The organism is Simonsiella muelleri ATCC 29453, from assembly GCF_002951835.1.
In the GTDB taxonomy this organism is placed as follows: Bacteria; Pseudomonadota; Gammaproteobacteria; order Burkholderiales; family Neisseriaceae; genus Simonsiella; species Simonsiella muelleri.
Genome location: NZ_CP019448.1, coordinates 1,286,706 through 1,310,454, shown reverse-complemented (window position 1 = coordinate 1,310,454; position 23,749 = coordinate 1,286,706). Strand labels below are relative to the sequence as shown.

Here is a 23,749-nt window from a genome sequence, read left to right as displayed (position 1 = left end):
TACCAAAAATTTAGGGGATTTTTCCATGTCCAGCTTTTTCTATCACACCGCCCAAACCCTACTTAACCAATACACAGACCGTTTCCCATTACTTAAAATCACCCAACTTCTGGATTGGCAAGCCATTGAACAAACGCTCGCCAACCATAAAGTAAACTATGTATGCGACAACGGCGGTCGTCCTGCCTATCCGTTACTACCGATGTTCCGCGCCATTTTGCTCGGACAATGGCACAGTTTGTCTGACCCAGAATTGGAATGCAGTTTGGTTACGCGTTATTGGTTAATTAAAGAAGGTTTGGCAGACGAACTTTATCAACAAATCAACCAACAACTGGCCCACAATCAACTCAAAGTAGAAAAAGCGCAAACGGCGATTGTGGACGCGACCATTATTCAAACTGCAGGTGGAAAACTTAAAAAATCCATTGAAATCAATGAGAACGAAGAAGTGATCCAAACCCCCGCCAGTAAAGACAAAGACGCAAGATGGACAATCAAAAGCAAGCATTGGTATTTGGGCTACAAACTTCATGCACGTACCGATGAAGAGGGGTTTCACGTTACGCTAGCGAATGCATCTGATGTGAACAATTTAGAAACCGTGTTGGACAAGGTTGAACAGGGTGTCAAAGTGTACGCGGATAAAGGTTACGACAGTCAATCCAATCGCGAATTTTTGGATAAAAATCAATTAGTAGACGGTATTATGCGTAAAGCACATCGCAAGAAACCTTTGATGCGTGAAGATATTGAGCGCAATAAGGAGTTGGCGAAAATCCGTTATCGTGTAGAACAGAGTTTTGCCATTTTGCATCGCATATTTAGATGTAAGCGTGCGAGTTATTTTGGGCTAGAAAAGGTCAAAGGGCAAATGGGTTTGAAAGTGATTTGTTTGAATTTGCTCAAAGCGGCAAACAAGTTAAGGCTTGTTGCGCCGATTGCTGCCTGAAAGGGCATAAGGCAGCCTTATATATTATTAGTCCTTAAGTTTAAGGGGCTCGTATATTGTTTTAAAATTTCTTTCAAAAGCCCCTTAGTTACCGAACTTAGGGGCTTTTATCATGTCTAGTTATCAAATCATTAAACAAGATGATGGGCGTTTTGCATTATATCAAGACGAAGTTTTGATTAATACATACACGCGCAAAGATTCAGCCGTCCGCCGAATGAAAAAACTTCAATCGGTGGGCGTTGTTGCGTCTGAACAGCAAGATTTACTTGATTTTCGCGTTTATGCTGATGGCACGGTTCAAGATGCTGATGATAAAACATATTCTTTCATGTCGGATGATTTTTCTGTGATTAAAGCTGAATCTGAAAAGTCAGCCTTTGAGATTTGGGTAGCTCGTGAAAAATTTGCTTACAGTAATAAACAGAGCGAAGCGACAGCACACGCGCTGACACAGTGCGCCAGCGCGGGGGGTGGCGCGAAGCCCCCCCTAGGCTAATAGGGGGGGACTTCATAAACCAAAATCCTTAAGTAGGGATTTAAAACCATTTAAAAACAAAGTTGAACTCTTAAAAAGGGGCTTTATGAGTTTAGATTTTCAAATCCAAAAATTTAACTATGTTTTATCAGTTAATGGCAAATTGTTAGAAGTGCCGTTGAGACGTGGTCGGGCTGATTCTGCTTTCATTGATTACCTAACTTTCACGGTTTCAAAAAGTACGTTTAGAGATAGATTGGCTGCATCAAATGTTGTCTTTATGACTGAACCTGATGATGAAGTTTACATTCATTATATTAGTGAAGTTTTACAAGAAATTTTCGGTTTTGGGATTGGCGAAAAGAAGCAAGGTAAAGGTAAATTCTTTTACAACGCCTATTATCAGCTCGGTTCGTCTGAAGTCAATTACGGAACTGTTCATATTGGTGGACAGCGTGGAACAGTTTTAATTGATTTGTCGGGTGTGGGTTGTCAGGCTGCCTTAGATGGTTGGGAGCAACGGCTTTATCAATTTGCCTTGACGGCTGAAAGATTTCAAATTTCGCGTTTAGATGCTGCGATTGATTTTTTTCAAGGCGAATTTAATACGCTGAAAGCATTGAGCTATTATAAAAAAGGTTTATTTGACGTTCGCGGAATGCGCCCAAAATACAAACTTGAAGGTACGGATTGGTTTAACAATGACGGAACAGGCAAAACACTTTACATCGGTCGTCGTGGCTCGTCTAAATTTTGTAGGGTGTACGAAAAAGGCAAACAGCTTGGCGATGTAAATAGCGATTGGGTACGTTTTGAAATAGAGTTTCGCAAGAATGATTGTCAAATTCCAATCGATATGCTGATTAATACAGGTCAATACCTTGCAGGTGCTTACAAGGTAGGCGAAAAATTCATGAATGCAGTTTCAAAACGGATTGAATCGACTAATTTAAAAGCTGAAACCACGTTAAATCAAAAGATTTTTCATGGTAGAAATCAAGTTGGAAAATTAGTTCGCTACTTGTTTGATTTGGGCTGGGATTATGAACGAATTGTTAAATCTTTAATTGCTGAAGCTGGAAAGTATCCGAGCGGTTTAAAACCTTTGGAATATGACTGTACTGCTAAGCAAGTTACTTATCAGCATCATGGATTGATTGAAGAGAAAGCAGGTTGCTCTCAGCAAAGTGAAATGGATTGGTTATGCGAAAAAATTCAACAAACTCGGCTTAGTAGCTCTGCTCTGCAAGAATTTAACGAAGAAGTTGAACAATGGCAATTTCAGTATAACCAGTCTAAATCTGATAACCCAATAATAAGCAGAGTTGCTGAAATAGAAGCTCGGCAGCTCATTGATAAATTATTTTCTAAATATGCGAAATATTTAGCATGAAAGGTAAAAAATGTTGAATTTTAAAGAACAAGCTAACCAATTAAATTATGAAAAAGTAATTGTAATGGGCGTTGTTCCATTTAAAAACGTGATTGATGGAAATCAAATTGATGTCTGCAATGTATTTATTGTTGCGCCGTTTGATGAATCAAAAGGGGCTATTGGTTTTGGTGTTGCCAAAGTTAAATTTGGCGAATCCTTAAATGCTATGCGTTTTAGAGGTATTGATTTTCCTGCCAATATTGAAGTTGCATTTCAGCAAACGACCAATTCGAGCGGCAAAGCGCAGCGCATTATTAAAGATATTCGCATTCCCAAACCTTTAAATTTAAAGGAGTAATGTATGAATTCTAAAGATTTCAAAGAGTGTTTTGTTGTTCAAGACCTTGAGACTTTTGAGTTTTTATGTTCTGACGGTTTAGGTGGTATTGAGCAAATGCCTTATTTGTCGATGGCTGGAAAATATGACAATTATGACTCTGCTTTTGAAGCAGGGGTTGATGAAATTGGTGGTGTTTTTAGTGTTTTTAAATTTTATGAATCCGTAAATAAGGAATAAATGGAATTTGACGCGTTGGGCAGCTTTGTCAAAAAACTAGCGAAGCAGCCTAATTTTAAATTATATTGGATTGATTGAATTATGTATTCTGCATATATATACGATTATTATGATTATCCTATTATAAAAAAATTTGATACTCGTGAAGATTTTGATTCATGGTATCAAGAAAATAAAGATTCTTTAATTTCAAATCCTGTTGTTCATTATGAAAATGAAGATGGTGATTTGATGATAATGGAAAAAGGATATGATAGTGATGATTGGGAATATTTTCATACTATTGATGGTTTAGCTGTTTCTGATGAAGATTATTTTGAATATAAATCATATGATGAATCAGATGAATCAGATGAATTTTTAAACGATACACTCGGATTTAATGAAGATTATGAATTAAATGAATTAGATGATGAAATTCATTTTTAAAATTTATTTTTGGTGCGTTGGGTAGCCGTACCAAATGCCCCTTGTTAGCTGCCCATTTCTTTTTAATTTTTTAAACTTTGGAGAATTAAATCATGAAAATCATGAATTCTGTTAAGAAATACGCTACACGCGTAAATGCTGTAAAAACTGCTGCTGCTACTGGCTTGATGGCTTTAGCTGTTGGTGCAAATGCTGCTGTTCCTGCTGAAGTTACAAGTGCTTTGACGGATGCAAAAGCAGATGCGTTATCTGTTGGCGGTATTGTTTTGGGCATTATTGTTTCAATTTTTGCCTTAATGCTTATTCGCCGTGTTTTAAAATAATCGCGTTTTAAACGGTGGCTGCTATTAATAATTAATTTGTTGATAGTAGCCACTTTTTTTAAAGGTTGAATAAATCATGATTATAGAAATTTTAAAAGAAACATTTACAACTGTTTTATCTGATTTAGGTGTGGTGGGTTGGGGTGTAATTGGTATTTATGTGATTATTTTTGGTTTATCAATCATGAGTTTGGTTATTGATTATAAAGATAAATCTGAACATGCTGATTTACTGGAAAAACGCCAAGAAGTTCGGGCAAGAATTGATGAAATTAATTTAAGGCTGGCTGAAATTCGTTTAGCTCGTAGTGAAGAAGAAGAGAAATTGAGATTAGAAGCTGCTGAAGCTCGTGAAAAACAGAAAGCATTTTATGATGATTTAAATGATATTGCTGATGAATTAGATGATGATGAAGATGAATTTGATTTTGAAGAAAGACAACAAATTATTGCAGAAATGGAAGCTGAAGAAGCAGCAATTCAACAAGAGTTGCAAGAAGCTGAAAATGAAAAACTAGATGATGAAAGTAAAGAATCATGGGTTATCAAGTAGGAAATACTTGTTATGCGAATAGAGCTGAAGCTGAAAATGCTTATTTCTCTCAAGTCGTGCCTGTAATTTTGGCAGATGGTCAATTAAGTCAAATTGGATTTGATGGCAAGAATTGGGTTTATCAAGGTAAAGAAATTCATGCTTATTTGCCTGAATGCAGCATTGAGAAGAATTTTAAAGACGGTGCATTAATTGGCTTTTTTGTCATGTCAATTTTTATAGGTTTATGGGCGGTTAATTTAATTATTAAAATGATTCAAAAGGTTTGGTAATGCAAGATTTTTACTTTTACTTGGGATTTGGATTAGTTGTATTAATTTCATATGTGATGTTTATGAAAGATTAGAGATGAGAAAAATTTTATTCTTGTTATTTACTTTCCTAGCTTTTATTTCAGGCAGCTTGAAAGCTGAAAATTATATCCAGTTTACGGGTGGAAATTATGCTTTTGCTGAGAACGGTAAATTAACTTTTAACCTTGAGCCGAGTTTATTTGAAAATAGAGCGTGGAAATATAATGAAGCATCAAAAAGCCTTAATGCTGAATTTGTAACCAGTAAAATTACATTAAAAACAAGACATGCCAGTAAATTCAATGTGCAAAATACAACTTATATTGCGTTAACAGAAAAACAGAAAAATGAAAAGTATCTTGTTCGCCCAATTTTTCATAATAATGGTCAATTTAATAATCAAAAAACATTTTGGCCCGCTGTTGGTATTTTTGTTAGGGTAGCTGGGTCAATTGCTGTTGATTTAATTCCGCCTGCCGTTACGAGATGTTTGACAAATTCTCTTTGTGCTTCTTCTGTTGCTACTGCATTAATTAATTTTTGTGGATTCAATTATTTTATTTCTTCTGCACCGTCTTATTTTCAATTGCCTTTTGGTGTTTGTTCAAGGCTAGCTGAAGAGGGTTATGAACGAGATGCAAACGGAAATTTTGTTAAACAAGTAAAATATGTTGTTAAGTACCCTAAATCTCCTGGAAGTATTGAATTTACTGATAAGGGTTTTTCAACATTTGAAGCTGCTGCTGAATTTGCTTATCAAATGTCAAAAAAGAAAGAAGAATATGAAAATAGAAATGAACCGTGTGTTAAAGATGTTTTTGTAGTTAATGAAAATTTAGCTTATTCAGGTTGCAAATTTACTAAAATGATGGTCGCTAAATATAGAGATGTTAAGCCTGAAAATTTAACAATGATAGATTTAGAAAATATAGTAATTCAAGATATTAAAGAAAATCCTACGCCTTATGTAAATTCTAAGTCTTCACTGGGTAAAGAGTTGAGAAATGCTATTAAAGCTACAAAAGCTGAAGCTGCCTTAAATGCGGTTAAAGATGATTCTAAACCTGCTGACATTACTTTAAATCCTGATAATGGAAAAGGATTATTTACCGCTATTAGCGATCCGTATCGTGATGAAAATGGAAACACGATGCAAGATACGGTAACTTTATCTACACCTGCAACTAATTCATCTATTGCAACGCCATCTGGTACTTTAGGGCAAGCAAGTTCGGGTGGCTCGGGCGTATCTCAAATTAAAATAATGTATCTGTTATTTCAAAACCACGTCCTGATAAGGCTGCTGAAGCTGGGGCTGGTGAAAATAATAGTAAAGATGGTAAAGGCAGTTCTGCTGCTGGTATTGGTGGTAATGGTACAGGTTCTTCTTCAGGCGAAGGGGATGGCGATAAGGCAGAAGCTGGTAAAAATGTTTGTGAAACAAATCCTGAATCATTAGCTTGTATGAAAGCTGGCGGTGTTGAAGAATCTGCTGGCAATCCTTTTTCAGATGTTCTAAAAAAAGAACAGCAAGACGGTACAAAATTTGAAGTCAAAAATATTCTACCTACTCATGGAACTTGTCCATCTCCAAAACAATTTAATGTAATGGGTCGTACTTATGAAATTTCTTATTACTGGATTTGTGAATTTGCCTTGAGTATTAGGGGACTGATTATTGCATTAGCTGCTGTTGCCGCTGGTTTTATTATTTTTAGTGCTAGAAAGGATTAAAAAATGGGTCGTCTTTTATTACCGCTTCTACAAAAATTATTAGTTTGGGTTGGCTCAAAAATAATGGTCGCGCTTGGCTTAGGTTTCATTACATATAAAGGTTTTGAAACTGCATTTGATATGATAACTAATTATGTAGTATCAAACTTTAATAGTATACCATCCGATGCTTTTAATTTATTAATGATGGCTGGTACAGGGCAAGCTTTAGGTATTGTTTTAGGAGCGTTCATGTTTAATGCAACTATGTCCTCTGTATCCAAATTCACAGTAGGGCTGAAATCTTAAGGCTTTCATCATCAGGACGTGGGAGCTGAAGTGATGGGGTCTTAAAACTATATGGCTCAATGCCATATAGTTTTAATGAATAGCTAATGAAACGATTTGCGCGTTTTTAATCATCAGTCCGTTATCGCATCGTTCAGGGGTATGCGTAGTGCAACAGATTTGCAAAAACGGTCAAGGTCGCGCAGCGTTCATTTTAACCTTGACCGTTTTTGCAAATCTGTTAAACGTCAGCATATAACCTGAATGGTTCGATAACAGACTGATGATAATGCGCAAATTGTGAAATGGGTCATAAAGATTATTTTATTTATAACGGTTTTTTACAAGGGGAAAAAATGATTATTTTACAAACTGGCGTTCCTGGTTCGGGGAAAACATCAAATATTATTTCTATTTTAATGTCAGATCAAAGCTATACACATTTTACCGATAAAGATGGCGTAAAAAAACAACGTCCTTTATTTGTAAATGGTATCAATGATTTAAAAATACAACATCAAGAATTACTGGATGAACAAATTAAAAACCAGCCATTACAAGATTTTTTGCCTTATGGTTCACTCGTTATTATTGATGAAGCGCAAAGATTGATGGGTACCCGTTCTGCTGCTTCAAAAGTGCCTGATTATATTGAAGCATTGGCAACACATCGACATCATGGTTTAGATATTGTGCTGATTACCCAACACCCAAGTTTTTTAGACCCATTTGTCAGAAAATTAGTTCAACGGCACATGCATATATCTATTAAAGCCGTTGGTAGAAAACTCTATGAATGGAATGAGTGTGTAGATCAACCTGATAGCAAAACCAATATTGACCGTGCCATTGAACGACAATTCAGCGTGCCTAAAAAAGCGTTTGATATGTACAAAAGTGCAGAAGTTCATACTAAGGTTAATCGTCGAATTCCAAAAAGCCTGATATTTTTAATTTTGTTTCTGCCTGCTCTGGTTTATTTTAGTTATTCAACCTATTCTAAAATGCATGATAAATATTCTAATGATGAACAGACAGCACAAGAAATGCCTGCGGAGGATACAGTTCCAAATCATCAAATTGATTCTTCTAATGATAATAATCAAGCAGTAAAATCGCTTGAGCCTTATATATTAGAGCCTCTGCTGTGGGGGCTGTAAATCTAACAAGTATCTTTTGCTTTTAAGCAATTATTTGATTTAAGGCTGATTGAAGCCCCTACTTTATTTTTTAAAGTGTGGGGCTTTAATTATGTCTAGTTTACAAAACATGAATTATGAAATTGTGAAAACTGAACAAGGCAAATTTGCATTATATGTTAATGGCGAATTTGTAAAGGATTATACACGCAAATCTAGTGCGATTCGTGGATATGAGCGTTTGATTGCTTCTTTAGGTTTTGTGGAAAGTGGCTGCGCCGATGCGCAGACAGACAGCGCGTGCGCAGCAGGCTGCGGAGCGGTGCAGCCACCCCCCACTAGTAACACGGGGGGACAAAATTTTAAGCCTGTGAAACAAGGGGGGGTAAGTCATATTTCAGAAATACAAAATCATTATGTAATGGTTAATGGCGAAATTAAAGCCGTTCCTTTACGTAAAGGTGTGGGTATGTCTGCACATATAGATACCATCACTATTACTTTTTCAAAATATTCTCTTTTAACTTTAGAACAAAGTGTTCAATGTGAAAGTGAAGATGCTGAAGATGAGCTTGTTTTAGCCAATGCTGAAACCATGCTTTTTGAAATTTTTGGTTTTTATTTTTCAAGTCGTGGAAACGGTCGTAATGGTTACCCTAAAACAGCCAATATGGGTTTGAAGTCTGATGAACGCATTAAATACGGATTTTTTGGTTGGGGTAATGGAGATAAACAAGGTGGGACTGTTTGTATTTATGTTTCGGGTGTTGGTTTAACGGCAGCTTTGGACGGATGGGAAAATCGTCTTTATGACTGGATAAAGGATTATGCGCCATCATGCAAAATAACGCGAATTGATTTAGCACATGATTTTTTAAAAGGCGAATATACGCCATTACAAGCCTATTCTGATTGGGCTGCTGGTAAATTTAAATCAGGAAATACACAGCCTAACGCTGAAATGGCTGGAGTGGGCTGGCTGAATGCGCCTGACGGTGGGCGGACTTTGTATATTGGAAGTCGTAAAAATGGTTCTCGCGTGGTTCGCGTTTATGAAAAGGGCATTGAGCAGGGAGACAGGAGTAGCTCTTGGGTTCGTTTTGAACTGCAAATGCGAAACCGCGATATTGTGCTTGAGCATGACATTTTGTTAAATCCTGGTGAATACTTAACAGGGGCGTACCCAATTTGTGAAGAGTTGTTTAGCCAGTATTCTGAAGATTTAAAAAAGCCTGATCGAATCCAAAAAATGAAAGAAATCAGTGTTGAGCATATGCTTCATCACGCGTCAATTCAAGTTAGCCCAACGATTAAAACATTAAAGTTTATGGGTTTTGAAGAACAAGAGATTGTTCAACTTCTTGAAAACGTAGGGGCAAAAATGAATAAACGATTGCACCCTAACGCATTTGATGCTGGTTATCCATTTGTTGAATTTATAAAAGAAAACAAGAGAAAACCATCCGATATTGATTTAAGAAATTATATTTTTGAAAAAAAGCTAGTTGAATCAGAAATTCAACAAGAACAAAAGCCTAAAGTGAATACCGAAGAATTGAAGCAATTTCGTAACAATTTGAAATCGGATTTATTTTTAAGGGCAGTATTTGGAAAAGGTTTTACAAGAGAGCTACAAGAGTCGATGACTTATGATGAATATTTGCATCTTCGTTACGGACAATATAAGCAACAAAATTTAAACCCTAAACATAAGGAAACATCATGAAAACATTACTTCGTAAAATCAAATGGAACAAAGGAAAAACGGAAAACGGTCAAGAATACGACTATACACGCCTTTATATCGAGGTTCCAGTTTATGAACATCAGGAAAAAGAGTTTGGTGTTGATGTAGTTGAGTTGGAATTTGGCAAATCTGAGCAGCATAGTGAATTAATTAATTTGCGTGGCAAATTGCCTTGTTTAGTTGAAGTTGAATTTTCACCAGTGAAAAAAGGCAATAATACTGTTAACTTAGTAACGAAGCTGCAAGTATTACAGAATGAAAAGCAGAAAACAGCGCAGTCTTAAAGCCTGAAAGATTTTTTATTTTGACGTGTTGGGCTGCCACGTCAAAAACCCCACGAAGCAGCCTATTTTTTAATAATTTTTGGAGATTTAATCATGAAAATGATGAATAAATTAAAAAAATACACCCCACGTATCAACGCCGTAAAAGTTGTTACTGGTACTGGTTTAATGTCTTTGGCGATTTCTGCAAATGCAGCTTTGCCTGATGATGTTAAAAATGCCATTTCTGCTGCGAAAGCTGACGGTTTAGAAGCTGGTTGGTTGGTTGTTAGCGTGATTGCTGCGTTGTTTGTGATGTCTATCGTGAAACGCTTGTTGCGTTAATAGTTAGGTGTTGTGAAATGGGTTACCAAGTTGGAAATACATGTTATGCAACCAAACAAGATGCCGATAATGTGTATTTTAGCTTGGTTGCCCCTGTTATCATTTCTCAAAAAACAAATACTGTTGCAACTTATCCGCCTGTTAAATTTTTGAAAAGGTTGCCGCCAAATCAACCTTTACAAAATGGTGGAGTTGAGTTAATCAGACCCGAATATATTAAAGGGCAATGGTTTTTGCAAGGTAAGGTAATTAATATTAATTACCCTAGCTGTGATGCTAGTAAAAATTTTAAAGATGGTTATGAGTTGGGTTGGGCTATTTTTGGTGTGATGGCGGCGTGTTATTTTGTCATTATTATTAAAAGGTTGTTGAGATGATGGATTTTTGGTTTTATTTGGGATTTGGTTTACCGCTATTAATTGGGTTGATGTTGTTTAAGGATTAATGTAGATTTCAGATTTTTTGGCAGCCTGAAAGGTTTGAAATGTTTATTAATGAAGAAAAATTATTGGAAATTAAATCGCATTTGGATAGCGAAAGCTATTTTTATAATACTCCTTTATCTAAAATTTTCATTAAGGAATTCATTTTATTTAATAATTCTGTAAATGATAAATTAGATATTATGGTTGCAATAAAACCATTTTTTCATGCTTTTAGAGATTCTAAATGTTATGTGAAATTCTCCGATAATTCATTAATTATTATTGAAGAAAATAAAAATGAAAAATGCTACGATGTTTCGCTCCTTGATGGTCTTTATGGTCGTAATTTTTGCGATTTTAAATTCAACATTTGTAATGGCATCTACTACTGATTTTATTGTGCCAGTAAGAGATGGCGAAGTTCTTTTCTCTGGACCAAGAAATAATGGCAATTATACTGTTAGAGATTCTAATGGAAATTTTATTACTCGATACAGTGTTCTCCATGATAAAACTTTAAAAAATGATTATCGTATTAATACTCCGATTAATACTAAAATAGTAGGTTCTGCAGGTGTACCATCGGCTAGTACAGTATCAGCAAATGTAACACAAACGGTTGCTAAAAGAAGTGTAGTCAACGGTGTTATGCAAAATGCTATTAAATATGGCAGATATGCAAAAAATGCAGGTACTTTTATAGCTTCTCGTGCAAATGTTTATTTGTTTGCGGCAACCCTAATTGCAGATGCTTTAAGTAAAGACGATGATTCAAAGCCTTTACCGCCTGATAAAGTGCCTTTTTATTCTCCTAAACGTGATGAATACGTTCAAGCTGGTAAAGGAAATTGGGCTTGTTTGGCTATTGGTGCGCGTGGTGAAGATTGTCTTGAGAGAGGCAAAGTTATGTTAATGCCTGATACATTGACTCTTGAGAATGAGAGATATAATGGCAAAATGCTTTGCTATTCTTCTTCGAAAAGTAATCGTTTTGTAGAAGATTATCAGTTTTCTCATTTTGAGTATGATTTAACTCGTGAGAACTTTCCTTGGGACGGTGGGCGTTGTTATGTTTTTATGAAACATAAAACTCTTGATTTAATTAGTAGATTTGAAAATGGAGATGTTGAATTTGGTTCAGGTTATTATGAGCTGCCTATTGATTTATCTAAATATGAGGAAAAATTGATACGTGAGGCTGATAAAAACCCAACAGCTTGGGTGGGGGCATCGGTTGATGATAATGATAATATTCCTGATATAACGCCTCCAAATGTTGTTGTTTCGGGTGATCAAGTTGCACAAACTCCGCCTTATACTGATGAAACAGGTAAAGCGGTTCAGACACGTTTCAATTTTCAAACTTCAGGAGACGCAAATGGAGGTTTGGGTAAAACGAAAGTAACAGAAACTACAATTCCCCGACCAGATTTAACGCCTAATAGTCCTGAAGCTCCTAAACCAAATAGCCCAACCAATCCAAATAGCCCAACCAATCCAAATAGCCCAACCAATCCAAATAGCCCAGCCAATCCGAATAGCCCAACCAATCCGAATAGCCCAACCAATCCGAATAGCCCAACCAACCCGAATAGCCCAACCAATCCAAATAATTCGGACAATAAAAAACCTCAAGACGAACAGGGCTTGTGTGATAAGTATCCTAATATTTTAGCGTGTGAAAAAATGGGGAAAGTTGAAGAAGGGGTATTTGATGAAATTAAAATTCCATCGATAACAGATGAGACAACTTGGTCAGAAGATAATTTTTTACCTAGTGATGGTGTTTGTCCTGCACCTAAGGTTTTTTATGTTTCAGGAAAACAATTTTCTTTGAGTTATGAGCCATTGTGTAAATTTATGGGTATGGTTAGATTTATCATTTTATTTGCATTTATTTTAGCATCTGCTTATTTAACGTTTGGCAGCTTGCGTAAGGATTGATGATGCCATTAGCTTTGATTCCATTGTTAGCGATTTTATTGAAACTTTTGATAGTTAGGATAATTATTGCTACAGGCATGACATTTGTTTCATATGTTGGCTATGCCATCGCATTAAGCAAATTTAAAAACTATACGAAAGATGCACTTAATTCAATGCCTGCTGATATTTATAATTTATTATTGATTGGTGGTTTTGGTCAAGGTTTGAACTATCTTTTTGGTGCTTTTGCTTTTTGGGTGTCTATGAAATTATTGAATAGATTAACATTTATTTTACCGAGATAATTTATGATTTATTTAATAACTGGAAATATGGGGACTGGTAAAACGTCTAGGGCTGTTAATATGATATTAACAAATGAAGATGGTTTATTTAAAACTTGTGCAGATGACGGTACTGTAATTGATAGACCGCTTTATTTTTCTCATATTGACGGATTGGATTCAGCTAAATTTAATGCGCATGAATTAACAAAAGAACAAATTCAATCCGCTCCACTTGATGAAATTTTACCCACTGGGGCTGTTTTAATTGTTGATGAGGCGCATTGGACATATCCTGTTCGTTCTGCTGCTCAAAAAGTTCCTGAGTATATACAGAAACTTTCTGAGCTTAGGCATGATGGCTTTACGTTAATTTTAATGACGCAGCACCCAAGCCAACTAGATGTATTTGTACGTAATTTAGTTTCAAAACATATTCATCTTGAACGTAAAGCCATTGGTATGAAACAGTATTGGTGGTTTAAGTGCGTTACAAGTTTAGATAATCCTGCCGGCTTAAGCGGTACAGAATCAGCGAATTGGTCGCCCCCAAAAGAAGCATTTAAATATTATAAATCTTCAAGTAAGCATCAAAAATTTAAAAAGCAAATACCGTTAGCATTTTGGGCATTGTTTGTTATATTAGGTTTTGTTATATGGAAAGGTTATAATGTATTTAAGGTTTATGATAAAAATGTAAATAATCAAACTGAACAATCTATCGTTCAGGCTGCTAGTGAGCCTATTTCACAAAATGATAATATTAATCAAATGAATCAACAATCTACTATTAATAGTAATTATGCTAATAATCAGAATATAACGCCTGAAATGTTGATTCCAACGCTTTCGGAAAAGCCCGAAACCAAGCCGTTGTATAACAATGTTAGACAAGTAAAAACATTTGAGCGAGTTGCTGGTTGTGTGAATATGGGTACTAATTGCACTTGTTATTCAGATCAAGCTACTGAATTGGTTGAAATTAGCAATGAATTATGTTTAAAGTATGTGAAAAAAGGTTTGCCTTTTAATCCATATAGGGAGCAGCAATCACAAAATATTAGACAGCCTGAAGAAATTGCCCAAAGAGAAGAAGTTGTAAATTGATAGATTTATTTAGTATTATTTTAAATGTGTGATGCCTGCATATTTGCTACCTTAATTTAAAATTATTATGATAGATTGGCACATACATTTTTTATTTTAATCATAACGGTATCTTGGGATAAAGCCCTTATTTGTAAGGTTTGAAATGGAAATTAAAGCGCATTTAGGTTTAGACATTAGTAAGAATAAAATTGATTGTTGTTTATTGATTAACAATGAAGCAATTAATTTTATTATTGATAACAATTCAAATGGTTTTAATAATTTATTGACACAATTTGCAAAGTATAAAATTGGATTGAATACAATTCATGTTTGCAGTGAAGCAACGAATGTTTATTATTTGCCAGTTTCAAAATTCTTATTTGAAAATGGCGCGTTAGTGAGCGTCGTAAATCCTTCAATTATTAAATCTTACGCGCAATTTAAATTGAAGCGTGTCAAAACAGACAAGCAAGACGCAAAATTAATTGCTGAATTTTGCGTGAAAGAGAATCCTGAAAAATGGCAGCCTGAAAGTGCTGAACAGGTTAAATTGAAAAGTTTGCATAGAAGAATTGAGCAGCTTTTAGAAATGCAGATAATGGAAAAAAATCGTTTAGGTGTTGCCGATTCTGTAGCTTTACACTCAATTAATCAAATGATTGATTTCTTGTCTAAACAAGTTGAGTTGTGTAGGCGTGAAATACAAGATTTAATTAATCAAAGTAAGAATTTGAAAAGACAGCAAGAGATTTTAGAAAGCATTGTTGGTATTGGTAAAACAACAGCGCAAATTCTATTAAGTGTTATGATTGATCTGGACAAATTTCCAACATATCGCCATTTAGTTAGTTGGCTTGGCTTGTCTCCTATTATTCGTGATTCAGGGAATAAGAAAGGTTTATCTACAATTTCTAAGATGGGTAACCGTCCTATTCGTAAAGCTCTTTATATGCCCGCCCGCGCGGCTTGTACTCGAAGTAAGTTGTGGCGTTCTTGGTTTGAAGCGCATTTAGCGCGCGGAAAGCACCCTAAGCAAGTTTATGTATTGATGATGGTTAAATTAGTCAAATATGCTTATACTTGCTTGAAGAACAATACATACTTTGATGTTAAACGTCATCAGGACGTAGGAGCAGAAGAGATGGGGGTTTAAAATAATGTGGCTCGATGCCACATTATTTTAATAAATAGCTAATGTAGCAATGTTTGTTTGTTTAATCATCAGTCCGTTATCGCATCGTTCAGGGGGTATGCGTAGTTGAACGAAATTAAAAAAGCGCGTCAAGGTCGCTTGCGTTCACTTTAACCTTGACGCGCTTTTTTAATTTTGTTTAACGTTTAGCATTCACCCTGAATGATGTGATAACTAAAAGGACTGATGATTAAACAAACAAATGTTGCGAAATGGGTTTTGCCAATAATTTATTTTGATTTTTCACTTGACATTTATTACAGTATCTATTATGTTTAAACCGACTATTCCGGAGAAGCCTGAATCTAAACCCATTTACGATTCAGTACGACAGGTTAAAACATTTGAGAAAGTAGTAGCTTGTGTCCAATCGTCAAAAAAATCTTGTAATTGCTACACTGAACAAGCTACAAAAATTCCTGAAATACCGTTTGATTTGTGCCTAAAGTATGTAAAAGACGGATTGCCTTTTGACCCATATCGCGAACAGACACAGTATCATCAACTTCAAGAAGAATTACCAGATGAGCAAACTGAAGTATTTACAGAAAATAACACCGATGCTGTAGAAGTTGCACAGGTTAAGAAATAGTATTAGTATATTTTCTTTTTAGGGCATTAAAATGGCTAAAGAAATGTTGAATTTTGCTTTCATGTTTACTGTTTGTGAATCTTTTTTATGTATTGGATTAATTATTCTTGCTAATGATTTATATGAAAAATATCCTAAGACTTCTCTTTACTTGAAGCATTTTTCATTGTACAGTTTAATTTTAAATTCTTCTGTAATGCTTTTTATGATTTATAAAAGTATTCCCTGAATTTATAATACCCTAGCGAAAAATCGCTAGGGTATTTTTCATTTGCGCACCCTACAACCTAAAGCTCGTAAGGCAGCCAAATCAAGAAGATTATATTTCAGAATTGAGCGGTTGAACAAAATGCAAAATTGAACACTATCAATAGGCTTTTAGCCTGTATCGTAAGGACAAATTAAAAATGATTGCTGTCGGAAGTGATATTTCACAAAAAACTATAGATGTACAAATACTTGATGAAAATGAAACTTACATCAAAATTCAGAACAATGAGATAGGCTTTAATAAATTATTAAAGAAATTATCTGATAATCCTTGCAATTATCATTTTTGCATGGAAGCAACTGGAAATTATTATGAAAACTTTGCTGATTTTTTGGTGGAAAATGGGTTTCAAGTAACTGTTGCAAATCCTTTAAAAATTAGCAAATTTGCAGAAACAGAATTTCAAAAAACAAAAACGGATAAACAAGACTGTAAGTTAATTGCTCAATATTGCCAAGAGAAGCTTTTGAAGAAGCATGGCACTTATAAAAAGCCAACTGAACAGCAATATCAGGTTAAGCGGTTATTAAGCTATATTAACCAGTTGAAGCAGCAGAAAACTGCTTTGATGAATCGTCAAAAAAACTGTAAAGATGAATTTATTGAAATAGAGCTGAAAAAGCAGCTTGTTGAATTGAAAGCGCATATTAAAACGACTGAATCAAAATTATCAGAACTGACCAAATCAGAAGAAAAAGATCGTCTGAAAACTATTCCTGCTATTTCTGAAACAACTGCAAGGGTATTGGTTCATTTTTTAACCATGTTTGATTTTAAAACTGCCAACAAATTTACTGCTTTTGCTGGTTTGTCTCCACAGCAAAGAAAATCAGGCACGAGCGTAAATAAAAAAGAAAAGTTGTCTAGGTATGGAAACCGAATATTAAAAACTGCTCTATATATGCCTGCTGTAGTTGCTTATAGAATGGGCGTGTTTAAAAAGATGACTGACAGGCTGGAGAAAAAAGGCAAAAGTGGAAAAGTCGTTATTGTGGCAATTATGCGAAAATTAGCAGTTTTGGCATTTAATCTATACACGAAAGGGCAAGTTTACGATATAAGAAAATTTGGTTAAAGGCAGTTAGCGCAAAAACTGTTTGAAAACTAAGGTTTAATTTTGCCTTAGTGCTTTTTTGCATTCTTTTAAAACTGATTAATTTAATGTATAATAAAAACAGTTATTTACAAATTATTCTGTAAATAACTGTTTACAAATAATACACTATCTGAAAATGGGCTGTTATAGTGAGATTGGTGTGATTATTTTGCTTGATTTTGTTGTGTTTGTGTTGAAATAGTGAAAACCTCAAAACAAATGAATTGTTTTGGGGTTTTGCAAAGGTTTCTGCCTGTGAAATGTTTGAGAAATCAATAGATTTATTCATTATTCACCATATATTTAAGAGAAAAAAGGCAAAAAAAGCCCCCCCAATGCAAGGAAAGGGTAGGCGAAAATCTAGCCAAAAGGTCTGGAAGCTAGAACAGGTTGAAATTGTTACTGGTCGTTTTCCACGGTTAGCCAATATTCGCGCCAAGTACGGGTCATGCGATTGATTGCGTGTAGCTGGCTACGCTGTACCACAATTGAGTTAAATTCGCTTTCAATGTGCTTTTCGGCGTGGTCAATTTGTTCAAACAGGGTGCGGGCTTCTGCTAGATTGCGCGGTGGGCGTGGCAATACGGGTTCAGGCTGCCACGGTGCAGGCGGTGGATAATCGGCAATCGGCTGAATTTTGCCTACCGCCAGCATACCGCCACGCGCCACCAAATCAAAAGTACGCAACACAAGCAAGAAAAAGCGTGGTGAAATCCAAGTAGCGTAAGCCAAAACCAATTCACGACAAGCGTAAGTGCCTGCTTGATTACCGCCTTTTACGGTTTTAATAACTTGTTGATTTTGTTCCAAAGTAAGAATTCTTACTTTGTTTAATTCTTCAATAAGTTCAATGAGTTGCTTTGATTTCAACCAGTAAACAGGTTTATCCGTTTCTTTACCGCCACTTGCTTTATGCAAGTCATTCAAGCAATACAAGCCATTCACTTGGCGGATTGGTTTATCCAAAATAATCATTTCATTCATCTTGTTTTTCCTGAATTTGACTGTATTCATTAGGGAACTTTTCTTTTAAAAAATTCATTTGTGCCAAAGGAATGCGGCGTTTTTTCCATTGAGAAACTGCCCCTTTGGTTACACCACAAATTTCCGAAACCTTTTTCACGCCACCCAATCTTTGAATAAAACGCGTATGTATATTGTCCATCATTATTCCTTATTTAGAAAACTTTACAAAGTATAGATTACTAAATAACCAAAAGTCAAGCATTCTAAACTCAAAATAGTTTAGAATTCTAAATTATTTTCACAGGACAACAACATGAACACGCTAAAAAACCGATTAGAAGAAGTCATGAAGGAATACAATTTAAAAACACAACAAGATTTAGCTAACTTTGCAGAAGTCTCAAAAGGATTAGTTAATCAATGGTTTAAGGGCGAAACAGGATTAGGAGCAAAACCATTGATTGCCTTTGAAAAGAAAACCCATTTTTCAACTCAATGGTTAGCAGACGGGAAAGGTAAAAAATATCGTGATACAAATATCAATGCCACAGGGGTAAAATTTGGCGACAGTGCCACAATTGGAGATAGTAATAATTTTAGTATTATCCAAAATTCAGGTAGTCTGAAAAACAAGGAGTCGCATTCACAAATTAGCGACAATGCTTTTTGCCAGCCCTTGCCCCATATTCCAGAAGGAAGCGAAATTTGGATAGATGAAAATCAAACCGATATTGTGGACGGCAAAATTTATTTGGTGGAGTGTGGCGGCAAACGATATTATCGCCGTGTATTCAGTCAGCCTGAAACACAGGAAATTTTATTGAATACCGACAATCCATTATTCCCAAATAAAAAAATGCCTATGGACAAAGTAAAAATTATTGGGCGCGTAACCGCGTGGAAAGTAAACGAGCAATAGGAGAATCATTATGCAATTAACTGCCGAAACGGTGTTCATTAACGGGCAAGCCTTTTTAAAGCTGCCTGAAAATTTCAAAATCAAAGACAAACAACCCATGCTGGCACACCAAAATCCCACAACAGGACAGGTTTCTATTTCCAGCTATTTGCCTGAATGGCAAGAATTTTTAGACGCATGGCAACAATTAGACGGCACAGAATGGGAATTGCCACGTTATGAATACGCAATAGAGCGTCCAGACTTATTTGCCGATTAGGAATAAAACGCATGAAATATTTATTGGACACCAACACCATTAGCCAAATTATGCGCAAAAACATTGCAGCCACATCGCGAGCCGTGGGCATAGGGCATGAAAATTTATGCGTTTCCAGTGTTTCTTTTGCCGAAATTCAATACGGCTTGGCACGCAAACCCGAAGCCACTACCATGCGTCAAGTAGCTGAATTATTTTTAGAAAATATGGAAATTGCGCCATTTGATAAAGCAGCAGCCGATACTTACGCACAATTTCGCGCTAATTTGGAAAAAACAGGCAGAAATCTCGCCCCACTAGATTTGATGATAGCAGCCCACGCCCACCATTTGGGCGCAATTTTGGTAACCAACGACCAAGCCTTTTTCAAAATTGATGGTTTACAAGTGCAAGATTGGACAAAATAGTTTTTCAGGCAGTCTGAAAAAATAAAATCCCCTAACGCAATACGCGCTAGGGGATTTTTTATCTTTTAAAATCAATTTAATACTTAAAAAATGTTTAGTATACTAAATATTTTATTGACATTGTTAGTTTAGTTTTCTATACTTCGCTTCATCAACAGCCCACCTGCTTGCATTCAGGCTGCCCCAATCTGACTAGAGGCGTGGCGGTTGGTATCTTTTCAATTTCATTAATGGAGCAAACCATGAATACCTATGAACACATCACATTATTGGCAGTTTTTGCAGCTATTTCAATTCACTAACCACAAAAGGCAGCCTGAAAGGAAACATCATGGCACTCTCACCCGAATTACTCGCCAAAATTACTCGCGAAATAAACCCAGTCATTGATAAAGTAGACATCATTAAGTTGTTGAAATTTATGTATAACTGTAACGTATGTGAAGCCGTTGCCGACATCTACGCCGACCGCGTGGATAGCCACATGATGGCGTGGCTAACCAATAAAGCACACGACATCGCGGAAAATTATCAGCACAACACCGATGCATGGATTGATTTTCTATTGGCATTGGACAGCCAATATTTGCAAATGGCGACAGAATACATCAACCATTTAAATTTAAGCGATATTTAAAAATTAGGAGAATAATCATGACCGACTTTTTAATCTGGTATTTCAACTTAACCATTTGGCAATCCGTTGAATTTTTTGCAAAAGCATTGCTGTTGATGATTTTGCTGATTATCCCTTTTATCGGCGGCTACCACGTTTACAAATATTTGACTAGCCGCACTCAACGCCGCGTGATTGCACCACAAGTTGATGATACAGAAGAAGAAATGTCGTATCCTAACCACAACCAACAGGAAGCCTGAAAATGCAAGCGACTACTTTAGCTCAAAACCTAATGCGTGCGTTTGCGCCTAAACGTGCGCCACACTCGTTTATGCCGCGCCAACAGATGAAGCAGCAAGCCACCGCCGCATTAAATCAAAAAGCCGTTGAATTTCTGCAGTTTCGCGACAACCGCAAAGCCATCACCACAGGCGAGCCGCTCGCCACCGCCGACCGTAACGATATTTTTCGGCACAACCGCGAAATGTTGACGGATTTGTGGCATGGACGCAATTTAGATGTGGCATTAGCACGAGCGGAAATGCTGGTGCAGTCATTCAAAATTTTGCTGAGCCTGTACGTGGACGAAGACAAATTGCCCACCACATGGCGCATTATTCATGATGCGGTAGATTGTCTTAACCTTTTTAATAATCAGAAAAAAATAGCAGATTACAAAACTAATCACCACACTTTGCGTGATTTAGAATTGCTGATTGATTTGCTGGATAACTGGCTGAAATTCGTCCCCATTGGTGCGGTTGATGAAGTTTCGCGCTATAACATCGGTTTTCAAATTTGCTATTATTTCAACCGCTTAATGTGTTTTCGGGCTGATGATGTAGCAGCGGCGTTTCGCGTGATTCGCGGTGCGAGCATAGAAAGCACCGCCGTCAAACACGGCTTAAAAGCCAGCAAATTACGCGAACAAACGCTGTTTGTCGGACAAGTTTTGTACCGCTTGAGCATGGTTTCCGATGAATACGCGCACATTGAACCAGCACGTAGCATTCCCGAACTCCGAGCCAAAGGTTACACGCAACTAGCTGATTTACCAATATTAAAAAAATTAGCTGACCGCGCCCGTGCGCTGTATTGCGTTCCATTTGAGTCTAAATTTGGCGTATTTTATTTTGATTGGGAAATTTATAATCGTGAAATATCAAATGGTTACGTGCAAATCATGCTGAAATTAAAATAATTTCAGGCAGCCTGAAAAAGGATAACGTCATGAATAAAAAAACATTTCAAACCGAATACGGCTTACTCACTATCCGCGTTGAGCCAATCAAAAAACACCGATACAAAACCGTTTTCAAATTATGTTGGATCGAACCGCCTGAATTTGGGTTATTCACAGAATTAGGCACAGCAACCGTAGCAATTGACTGGGAAGTTTATTTATACACCAAACGCAGGCAACGCCGCACCTTTAATCACCTGATAAAATCAGGTAACGTGCAAAATTTAGCCAAAATGATGAAATTACAAACCAAAGAATTGATGAGTAAAAATGATGAAACAGCCGACTGATTTACCCAGTACCGCGTTTATGCTAGCCATGCGCTATCAATCGCAACATATTCCGCTCGCCGATGTCATCAAACAATATATGCCACACCTAACCTACGACTACGCCCACCGCCGTGCCACCGAACAATCGCTGCCGTTTCCTGTATTCCGCTCCGACCCGAACAGCAAAAAATCTGCTTATCTCGTGCGCGTCAGCGATTTGGCTTTATGGCTAGACAGTGTCGCCGAACAGGCAGCGCGTGATTGGAAAAATGTAAATGAATAAACCAAATCCGCCAAAAACTCAAAAGAATGGGGATTGGTTTTCACTCAAGGGTCCGTCATAACAAAGAAATGAGCCAGACATGAAAAAAGTGTTTAACTTCCCGAATTAAAAATCGCAAGAGCTTTGATTTTCAGGCTGCCTGAATTTATGCTGACTGCTTAGCGATTTGCATTGCTTCAGCAAAATCCAGCCGATTTTCACGCGGTCGCGCCGCTAAATTCACATATCGCTGCAAAACATGCCAATCATCATGCAAGGTAACACGCTGCATTTTTGGCACACTCAAGCCATCTTCCGCTAACCGTGTCGCCCCTTCATGGCGCAAATCGTGAAACCGCAAATCCGTAATCCCCAACACCTTGCACGCATTGCGCCACGCTGCCGAAATGCTGCGAGACGGAAAATTGCCCAGTAAATAATCCAAATCACCGCCGCGCCGCTTGATTTGCGCCACAATTTCAGGCTGTCTGAAAGCCTGAATTACACCTAACAAATGCGGTTTAATGATAAAAATCTTATGGTTACCTTTACTGCCGCGAGGGTGTTTCACATCACGCACCAGCCATTCACCGTATTTCTCGTCAAAATCCGACCACAGTAAACGCGGAATTTCATTCTGACGCCGACACGAATAAATCGCAAACCACATAACCAAATGCATCGGAAATTTATTCACGCCTGAATAATCAATCCATTGTTTATAAAAGAAATTAGTTAATTTCTGCAACTCGTCTGCAGTTGGCAAACGTGTCCGATTATCCGCTTTGGCAATCACACGACTACGGCGTAAACCTTCCATCGCCAAATCCAATTCCGACCACGTTACCTGCCCCATGCTCCACACAAAATGCGCGTGTTTCAGCAGCGAGCGCAAATATTGCAAATCGCCGTTAATCGTGGATGGTCTCACAGGCGCAAGCCCAAATTCAGGAATGCCACGCGCCCGCGCCATCGCATACTCCGCAAAATCCGCCCGTTTCAGCCTGTCTATTCGCTTACTTCCTAACGTCCATGTACCCAACAATTTAATCACTGAAGCCTTTGTTTTACCGTAACTCCCCACCGTTTCCGCCAAATAACGTGCTGACGCGTCTTTGAGCGTTGGGGCGGCGACCGTTTTCGGCTCGCCAAACAACAAATGCGGATTTTCCTCCAATTCCGCTTCACGTCGTTTCAACCATGCCACGGCCAACACGCGCCGCGAAAACGTTTTACTTTCACTAAATTTCGGGTATCCTATTTTATTTATCCGAATTTGGGCACGGTAAACGACTTCGCCTGATGGATTTTTCCGTTTCAAAATGCTACCCAATTTGCACCATGCCTTTCATGTTTAAAAATGGTGTAAATATGGTACAACAAAAACGCAAAAATGAACGTTAAAACGCGCCAAAACGCCCGAAAACGCGTGAAAATTTACAAAATAAG

Annotated in this window: 33 protein-coding genes; 30 read left to right on the top strand and 3 right to left on the bottom strand. The window is 36.9% G+C overall.

The window, feature by feature from the left end; all coding sequences use genetic code 11:
- The first annotated feature begins 25 nt into the window (after positions 1-25).
- The 22 genes from BWP33_RS06410 to BWP33_RS06305 all read left to right on the top strand — a co-directional run bounded on the left by BWP33_RS06410 (position 26) and on the right by BWP33_RS06305 (position 17,332).
- Complete coding sequence (locus BWP33_RS06410; protein WP_002642607.1) at positions 26-952, top strand: IS5 family transposase; 927 nt, start codon at positions 26-28, stop codon at positions 950-952.
- 112 nt (positions 953-1,064) lie between these two features.
- On the top strand, positions 1,065-1,451 hold the full coding sequence (locus tag BWP33_RS06405; RefSeq protein ID WP_002642608.1) for a hypothetical protein: 387 nt from the start codon (positions 1,065-1,067) through the stop codon (positions 1,449-1,451).
- A gap of 85 nt (positions 1,452-1,536) precedes the next feature.
- Complete coding sequence (locus BWP33_RS06400; protein WP_002642609.1) at positions 1,537-2,823, top strand: replication initiation factor domain-containing protein; 1,287 nt, start codon at positions 1,537-1,539, stop codon at positions 2,821-2,823.
- Positions 2,824-2,833: 10 nt separating this feature from the next.
- The gene (locus BWP33_RS06395; protein ID WP_002642610.1) at positions 2,834-3,163 is read left to right on the top strand and encodes a hypothetical protein; all 330 of its coding nucleotides are present in this window, start codon (positions 2,834-2,836) and stop codon (positions 3,161-3,163) included.
- Positions 3,164-3,166: 3 nt separating this feature from the next.
- Positions 3,167-3,382, top strand: coding sequence for a hypothetical protein (locus tag BWP33_RS06390; protein WP_002642611.1), 216 nt, complete (start codon positions 3,167-3,169; stop codon positions 3,380-3,382).
- 81 nt (positions 3,383-3,463) lie between these two features.
- On the top strand, positions 3,464-3,811 hold the full coding sequence (locus BWP33_RS06385; protein ID WP_002642612.1) for a hypothetical protein: 348 nt from the start codon (positions 3,464-3,466) through the stop codon (positions 3,809-3,811).
- 92 nt (positions 3,812-3,903) lie between these two features.
- The gene (locus tag BWP33_RS06380; protein WP_002642613.1) at positions 3,904-4,134 is read left to right on the top strand and encodes a major capsid protein; all 231 of its coding nucleotides are present in this window, start codon (positions 3,904-3,906) and stop codon (positions 4,132-4,134) included.
- A gap of 76 nt (positions 4,135-4,210) precedes the next feature.
- On the top strand, positions 4,211-4,687 hold the full coding sequence (locus BWP33_RS06375) for a hypothetical protein (RefSeq protein ID WP_002642614.1): 477 nt from the start codon (positions 4,211-4,213) through the stop codon (positions 4,685-4,687).
- Complete coding sequence (locus BWP33_RS06370; RefSeq protein ID WP_002642615.1) at positions 4,672-4,959, top strand: hypothetical protein; 288 nt, start codon at positions 4,672-4,674, stop codon at positions 4,957-4,959. The genes BWP33_RS06375 and BWP33_RS06370 overlap by 16 nt, the downstream gene beginning before the upstream one ends.
- A 1,296-nt stretch (positions 4,960-6,255) precedes the next feature.
- On the top strand, positions 6,256-6,714 hold the full coding sequence (locus BWP33_RS06365; protein WP_081578996.1) for a virulence factor TspB C-terminal domain-related protein: 459 nt from the start codon (positions 6,256-6,258) through the stop codon (positions 6,712-6,714).
- Between the two features lie 3 nt (positions 6,715-6,717).
- Entirely contained in the window at positions 6,718-7,002 is a 285-nt protein-coding gene (locus BWP33_RS06360; RefSeq protein ID WP_002642618.1) for a DUF2523 domain-containing protein, read from the top strand.
- A 284-nt stretch (positions 7,003-7,286) separates the two neighbouring features.
- The gene (locus BWP33_RS06355) at positions 7,287-8,141 is read left to right on the top strand and encodes a zonular occludens toxin family protein (protein WP_002642619.1); all 855 of its coding nucleotides are present in this window, start codon (positions 7,287-7,289) and stop codon (positions 8,139-8,141) included.
- Between the two features lie 301 nt (positions 8,142-8,442).
- Positions 8,443-9,846 carry a replication initiation factor domain-containing protein gene (locus BWP33_RS06350; protein ID WP_244903115.1) on the top strand — a complete coding sequence of 468 codons (1,404 nt, stop codon included), beginning with the start codon at positions 8,443-8,445 and terminating at the stop codon, positions 9,844-9,846.
- A complete protein-coding gene (locus tag BWP33_RS06345; RefSeq protein ID WP_002642621.1) occupies positions 9,843-10,151 on the top strand; it encodes a hypothetical protein in 309 nt (102 codons plus the stop codon). The genes BWP33_RS06350 and BWP33_RS06345 overlap by 4 nt, the downstream gene beginning before the upstream one ends.
- 93 nt (positions 10,152-10,244) lie before the next feature.
- A complete protein-coding gene (locus tag BWP33_RS06340) occupies positions 10,245-10,475 on the top strand; it encodes a major capsid protein (RefSeq protein WP_104930343.1) in 231 nt (76 codons plus the stop codon).
- A 17-nt stretch (positions 10,476-10,492) separates the two neighbouring features.
- Positions 10,493-10,852 carry a hypothetical protein gene (locus BWP33_RS06335; RefSeq protein ID WP_002643006.1) on the top strand — a complete coding sequence of 120 codons (360 nt, stop codon included), beginning with the start codon at positions 10,493-10,495 and terminating at the stop codon, positions 10,850-10,852.
- 345 nt (positions 10,853-11,197) lie between these two features.
- Entirely contained in the window at positions 11,198-12,844 is a 1,647-nt protein-coding gene (locus BWP33_RS06330; protein WP_104930342.1) for an IgG-binding virulence factor TspB family protein, read from the top strand.
- 2 nt (positions 12,845-12,846) lie between these two features.
- A complete protein-coding gene (locus tag BWP33_RS06325) occupies positions 12,847-13,131 on the top strand; it encodes a DUF2523 domain-containing protein (protein WP_002643038.1) in 285 nt (94 codons plus the stop codon).
- 3 nt (positions 13,132-13,134) lie between these two features.
- Complete coding sequence (locus BWP33_RS06320) at positions 13,135-14,217, top strand: zonular occludens toxin domain-containing protein (RefSeq protein WP_002643037.1); 1,083 nt, start codon at positions 13,135-13,137, stop codon at positions 14,215-14,217.
- A gap of 145 nt (positions 14,218-14,362) precedes the next feature.
- Entirely contained in the window at positions 14,363-15,355 is a 993-nt protein-coding gene (locus tag BWP33_RS06315) for an IS110 family RNA-guided transposase (protein WP_002643036.1), read from the top strand.
- A gap of 310 nt (positions 15,356-15,665) precedes the next feature.
- Positions 15,666-15,986 carry a hypothetical protein gene (locus BWP33_RS06310; protein ID WP_002643035.1) on the top strand — a complete coding sequence of 107 codons (321 nt, stop codon included), beginning with the start codon at positions 15,666-15,668 and terminating at the stop codon, positions 15,984-15,986.
- 407 nt (positions 15,987-16,393) lie between these two features.
- Positions 16,394-17,332, top strand: a complete 939-nt coding sequence (locus BWP33_RS06305; protein ID WP_002643033.1) for an IS110 family transposase — start codon at positions 16,394-16,396, stop codon at positions 17,330-17,332.
- Between the two features lie 420 nt (positions 17,333-17,752).
- Here BWP33_RS06305 and BWP33_RS06300 read toward each other — a convergent pair whose 3' ends face one another.
- Positions 17,753-18,337: a KilA-N domain-containing protein gene (locus tag BWP33_RS06300; protein WP_002643032.1), complete on the bottom strand. Its 585-nt coding sequence runs from the start codon at positions 18,335-18,337 to the stop codon at positions 17,753-17,755.
- Entirely contained in the window at positions 18,330-18,521 is a 192-nt protein-coding gene (locus BWP33_RS06295) for a helix-turn-helix domain-containing protein (RefSeq protein WP_155999668.1), read from the bottom strand. Before BWP33_RS06295 ends, BWP33_RS06300 begins: the two co-directional genes overlap by 8 nt.
- 111 nt (positions 18,522-18,632) lie before the next feature.
- Here BWP33_RS06295 and BWP33_RS06290 point away from each other — a divergent pair, with 111 nt between their 5' ends.
- The 8 genes from BWP33_RS06290 (at position 18,633) to BWP33_RS06255 (ending at position 22,321) form a co-directional block, all read left to right on the top strand.
- A complete protein-coding gene (locus BWP33_RS06290; RefSeq protein WP_002643030.1) occupies positions 18,633-19,238 on the top strand; it encodes a LexA family transcriptional regulator in 606 nt (201 codons plus the stop codon).
- Between the two features lie 10 nt (positions 19,239-19,248).
- Positions 19,249-19,497 carry a hypothetical protein gene (locus BWP33_RS06285; protein WP_002643029.1) on the top strand — a complete coding sequence of 83 codons (249 nt, stop codon included), beginning with the start codon at positions 19,249-19,251 and terminating at the stop codon, positions 19,495-19,497.
- An 11-nt stretch (positions 19,498-19,508) separates the two neighbouring features.
- Positions 19,509-19,904, top strand: a complete 396-nt coding sequence (locus BWP33_RS06280; RefSeq protein ID WP_002643028.1) for a type II toxin-antitoxin system VapC family toxin — start codon at positions 19,509-19,511, stop codon at positions 19,902-19,904.
- Between the two features lie 331 nt (positions 19,905-20,235).
- Positions 20,236-20,541 carry a hypothetical protein gene (locus BWP33_RS06275; protein ID WP_002643027.1) on the top strand — a complete coding sequence of 102 codons (306 nt, stop codon included), beginning with the start codon at positions 20,236-20,238 and terminating at the stop codon, positions 20,539-20,541.
- 17 nt (positions 20,542-20,558) lie between these two features.
- Positions 20,559-20,783, top strand: coding sequence for a hypothetical protein (locus BWP33_RS06270; protein WP_002643026.1), 225 nt, complete (start codon positions 20,559-20,561; stop codon positions 20,781-20,783).
- Positions 20,784-20,785: 2 nt separating this feature from the next.
- Entirely contained in the window at positions 20,786-21,724 is a 939-nt protein-coding gene (locus tag BWP33_RS06265; protein WP_002643025.1) for a hypothetical protein, read from the top strand.
- 29 nt (positions 21,725-21,753) lie between these two features.
- A complete protein-coding gene (locus BWP33_RS06260) occupies positions 21,754-22,056 on the top strand; it encodes a hypothetical protein (protein WP_002643024.1) in 303 nt (100 codons plus the stop codon).
- Positions 22,037-22,321 carry a pyocin activator PrtN family protein gene (locus tag BWP33_RS06255; RefSeq protein WP_224451204.1) on the top strand — a complete coding sequence of 95 codons (285 nt, stop codon included), beginning with the start codon at positions 22,037-22,039 and terminating at the stop codon, positions 22,319-22,321. Before BWP33_RS06260 ends, BWP33_RS06255 begins: the two co-directional genes overlap by 20 nt.
- A 145-nt stretch (positions 22,322-22,466) precedes the next feature.
- On the opposite strand, the gene BWP33_RS06250 is transcribed toward BWP33_RS06255, so the two are convergent.
- A complete protein-coding gene (locus BWP33_RS06250; RefSeq protein WP_002643022.1) occupies positions 22,467-23,633 on the bottom strand; it encodes a tyrosine-type recombinase/integrase in 1,167 nt (388 codons plus the stop codon).
- Positions 23,634-23,749 lie beyond the last annotated feature (116 nt).

Excerpts from the sequence above, each read along its gene's own strand:
- BWP33_RS06410 (WP_002642607.1), top strand. The coding sequence starts at position 26 with ATGTCCAGCTTTTTCTATCACACCGCCCAAACCCTACTTAACCAATAC.
- BWP33_RS06405 (WP_002642608.1), top strand. The coding sequence starts at position 1,065 with ATGTCTAGTTATCAAATCATTAAACAAGATGATGGGCGTTTTGCATTA.
- BWP33_RS06400 (WP_002642609.1), top strand. The coding sequence starts at position 1,537 with ATGAGTTTAGATTTTCAAATCCAAAAATTTAACTATGTTTTATCAGTT.
- BWP33_RS06395 (WP_002642610.1), top strand. The coding sequence starts at position 2,834 with ATGTTGAATTTTAAAGAACAAGCTAACCAATTAAATTATGAAAAAGTA.
- BWP33_RS06390 (WP_002642611.1), top strand. The coding sequence starts at position 3,167 with ATGAATTCTAAAGATTTCAAAGAGTGTTTTGTTGTTCAAGACCTTGAG.
- BWP33_RS06385 (WP_002642612.1), top strand. The coding sequence starts at position 3,464 with ATGTATTCTGCATATATATACGATTATTATGATTATCCTATTATAAAA.
- BWP33_RS06380 (WP_002642613.1), top strand. The coding sequence starts at position 3,904 with ATGAAAATCATGAATTCTGTTAAGAAATACGCTACACGCGTAAATGCT.
- BWP33_RS06375 (WP_002642614.1), top strand. The coding sequence starts at position 4,211 with ATGATTATAGAAATTTTAAAAGAAACATTTACAACTGTTTTATCTGAT.
- BWP33_RS06370 (WP_002642615.1), top strand. The coding sequence starts at position 4,672 with ATGGGTTATCAAGTAGGAAATACTTGTTATGCGAATAGAGCTGAAGCT.
- BWP33_RS06360 (WP_002642618.1), top strand. The coding sequence starts at position 6,718 with ATGGGTCGTCTTTTATTACCGCTTCTACAAAAATTATTAGTTTGGGTT.
- BWP33_RS06355 (WP_002642619.1), top strand. The coding sequence starts at position 7,287 with ATGGGTCATAAAGATTATTTTATTTATAACGGTTTTTTACAAGGGGAA.
- BWP33_RS06345 (WP_002642621.1), top strand. The coding sequence starts at position 9,843 with ATGAAAACATTACTTCGTAAAATCAAATGGAACAAAGGAAAAACGGAA.
- BWP33_RS06340 (WP_104930343.1), top strand. The coding sequence starts at position 10,245 with ATGAAAATGATGAATAAATTAAAAAAATACACCCCACGTATCAACGCC.
- BWP33_RS06335 (WP_002643006.1), top strand. The coding sequence starts at position 10,493 with ATGGGTTACCAAGTTGGAAATACATGTTATGCAACCAAACAAGATGCC.
- BWP33_RS06330 (WP_104930342.1), top strand. The coding sequence starts at position 11,198 with ATGAAAAATGCTACGATGTTTCGCTCCTTGATGGTCTTTATGGTCGTA.
- BWP33_RS06325 (WP_002643038.1), top strand. The coding sequence starts at position 12,847 with ATGCCATTAGCTTTGATTCCATTGTTAGCGATTTTATTGAAACTTTTG.
- BWP33_RS06320 (WP_002643037.1), top strand. The coding sequence starts at position 13,135 with ATGATTTATTTAATAACTGGAAATATGGGGACTGGTAAAACGTCTAGG.
- BWP33_RS06315 (WP_002643036.1), top strand. The coding sequence starts at position 14,363 with ATGGAAATTAAAGCGCATTTAGGTTTAGACATTAGTAAGAATAAAATT.
- BWP33_RS06310 (WP_002643035.1), top strand. The coding sequence starts at position 15,666 with ATGTTTAAACCGACTATTCCGGAGAAGCCTGAATCTAAACCCATTTAC.
- BWP33_RS06305 (WP_002643033.1), top strand. The coding sequence starts at position 16,394 with ATGATTGCTGTCGGAAGTGATATTTCACAAAAAACTATAGATGTACAA.
- BWP33_RS06300 (WP_002643032.1), bottom strand. The coding sequence starts at position 18,337 with ATGAATGAAATGATTATTTTGGATAAACCAATCCGCCAAGTGAATGGC.
- BWP33_RS06295 (WP_155999668.1), bottom strand. The coding sequence starts at position 18,521 with ATGATGGACAATATACATACGCGTTTTATTCAAAGATTGGGTGGCGTG.
- BWP33_RS06290 (WP_002643030.1), top strand. The coding sequence starts at position 18,633 with ATGAACACGCTAAAAAACCGATTAGAAGAAGTCATGAAGGAATACAAT.
- BWP33_RS06285 (WP_002643029.1), top strand. The coding sequence starts at position 19,249 with ATGCAATTAACTGCCGAAACGGTGTTCATTAACGGGCAAGCCTTTTTA.
- BWP33_RS06280 (WP_002643028.1), top strand. The coding sequence starts at position 19,509 with ATGAAATATTTATTGGACACCAACACCATTAGCCAAATTATGCGCAAA.
- BWP33_RS06275 (WP_002643027.1), top strand. The coding sequence starts at position 20,236 with ATGGCACTCTCACCCGAATTACTCGCCAAAATTACTCGCGAAATAAAC.
- BWP33_RS06270 (WP_002643026.1), top strand. The coding sequence starts at position 20,559 with ATGACCGACTTTTTAATCTGGTATTTCAACTTAACCATTTGGCAATCC.
- BWP33_RS06265 (WP_002643025.1), top strand. The coding sequence starts at position 20,786 with ATGCAAGCGACTACTTTAGCTCAAAACCTAATGCGTGCGTTTGCGCCT.
- BWP33_RS06260 (WP_002643024.1), top strand. The coding sequence starts at position 21,754 with ATGAATAAAAAAACATTTCAAACCGAATACGGCTTACTCACTATCCGC.
- BWP33_RS06255 (WP_224451204.1), top strand. The coding sequence starts at position 22,037 with ATGATGAAACAGCCGACTGATTTACCCAGTACCGCGTTTATGCTAGCC.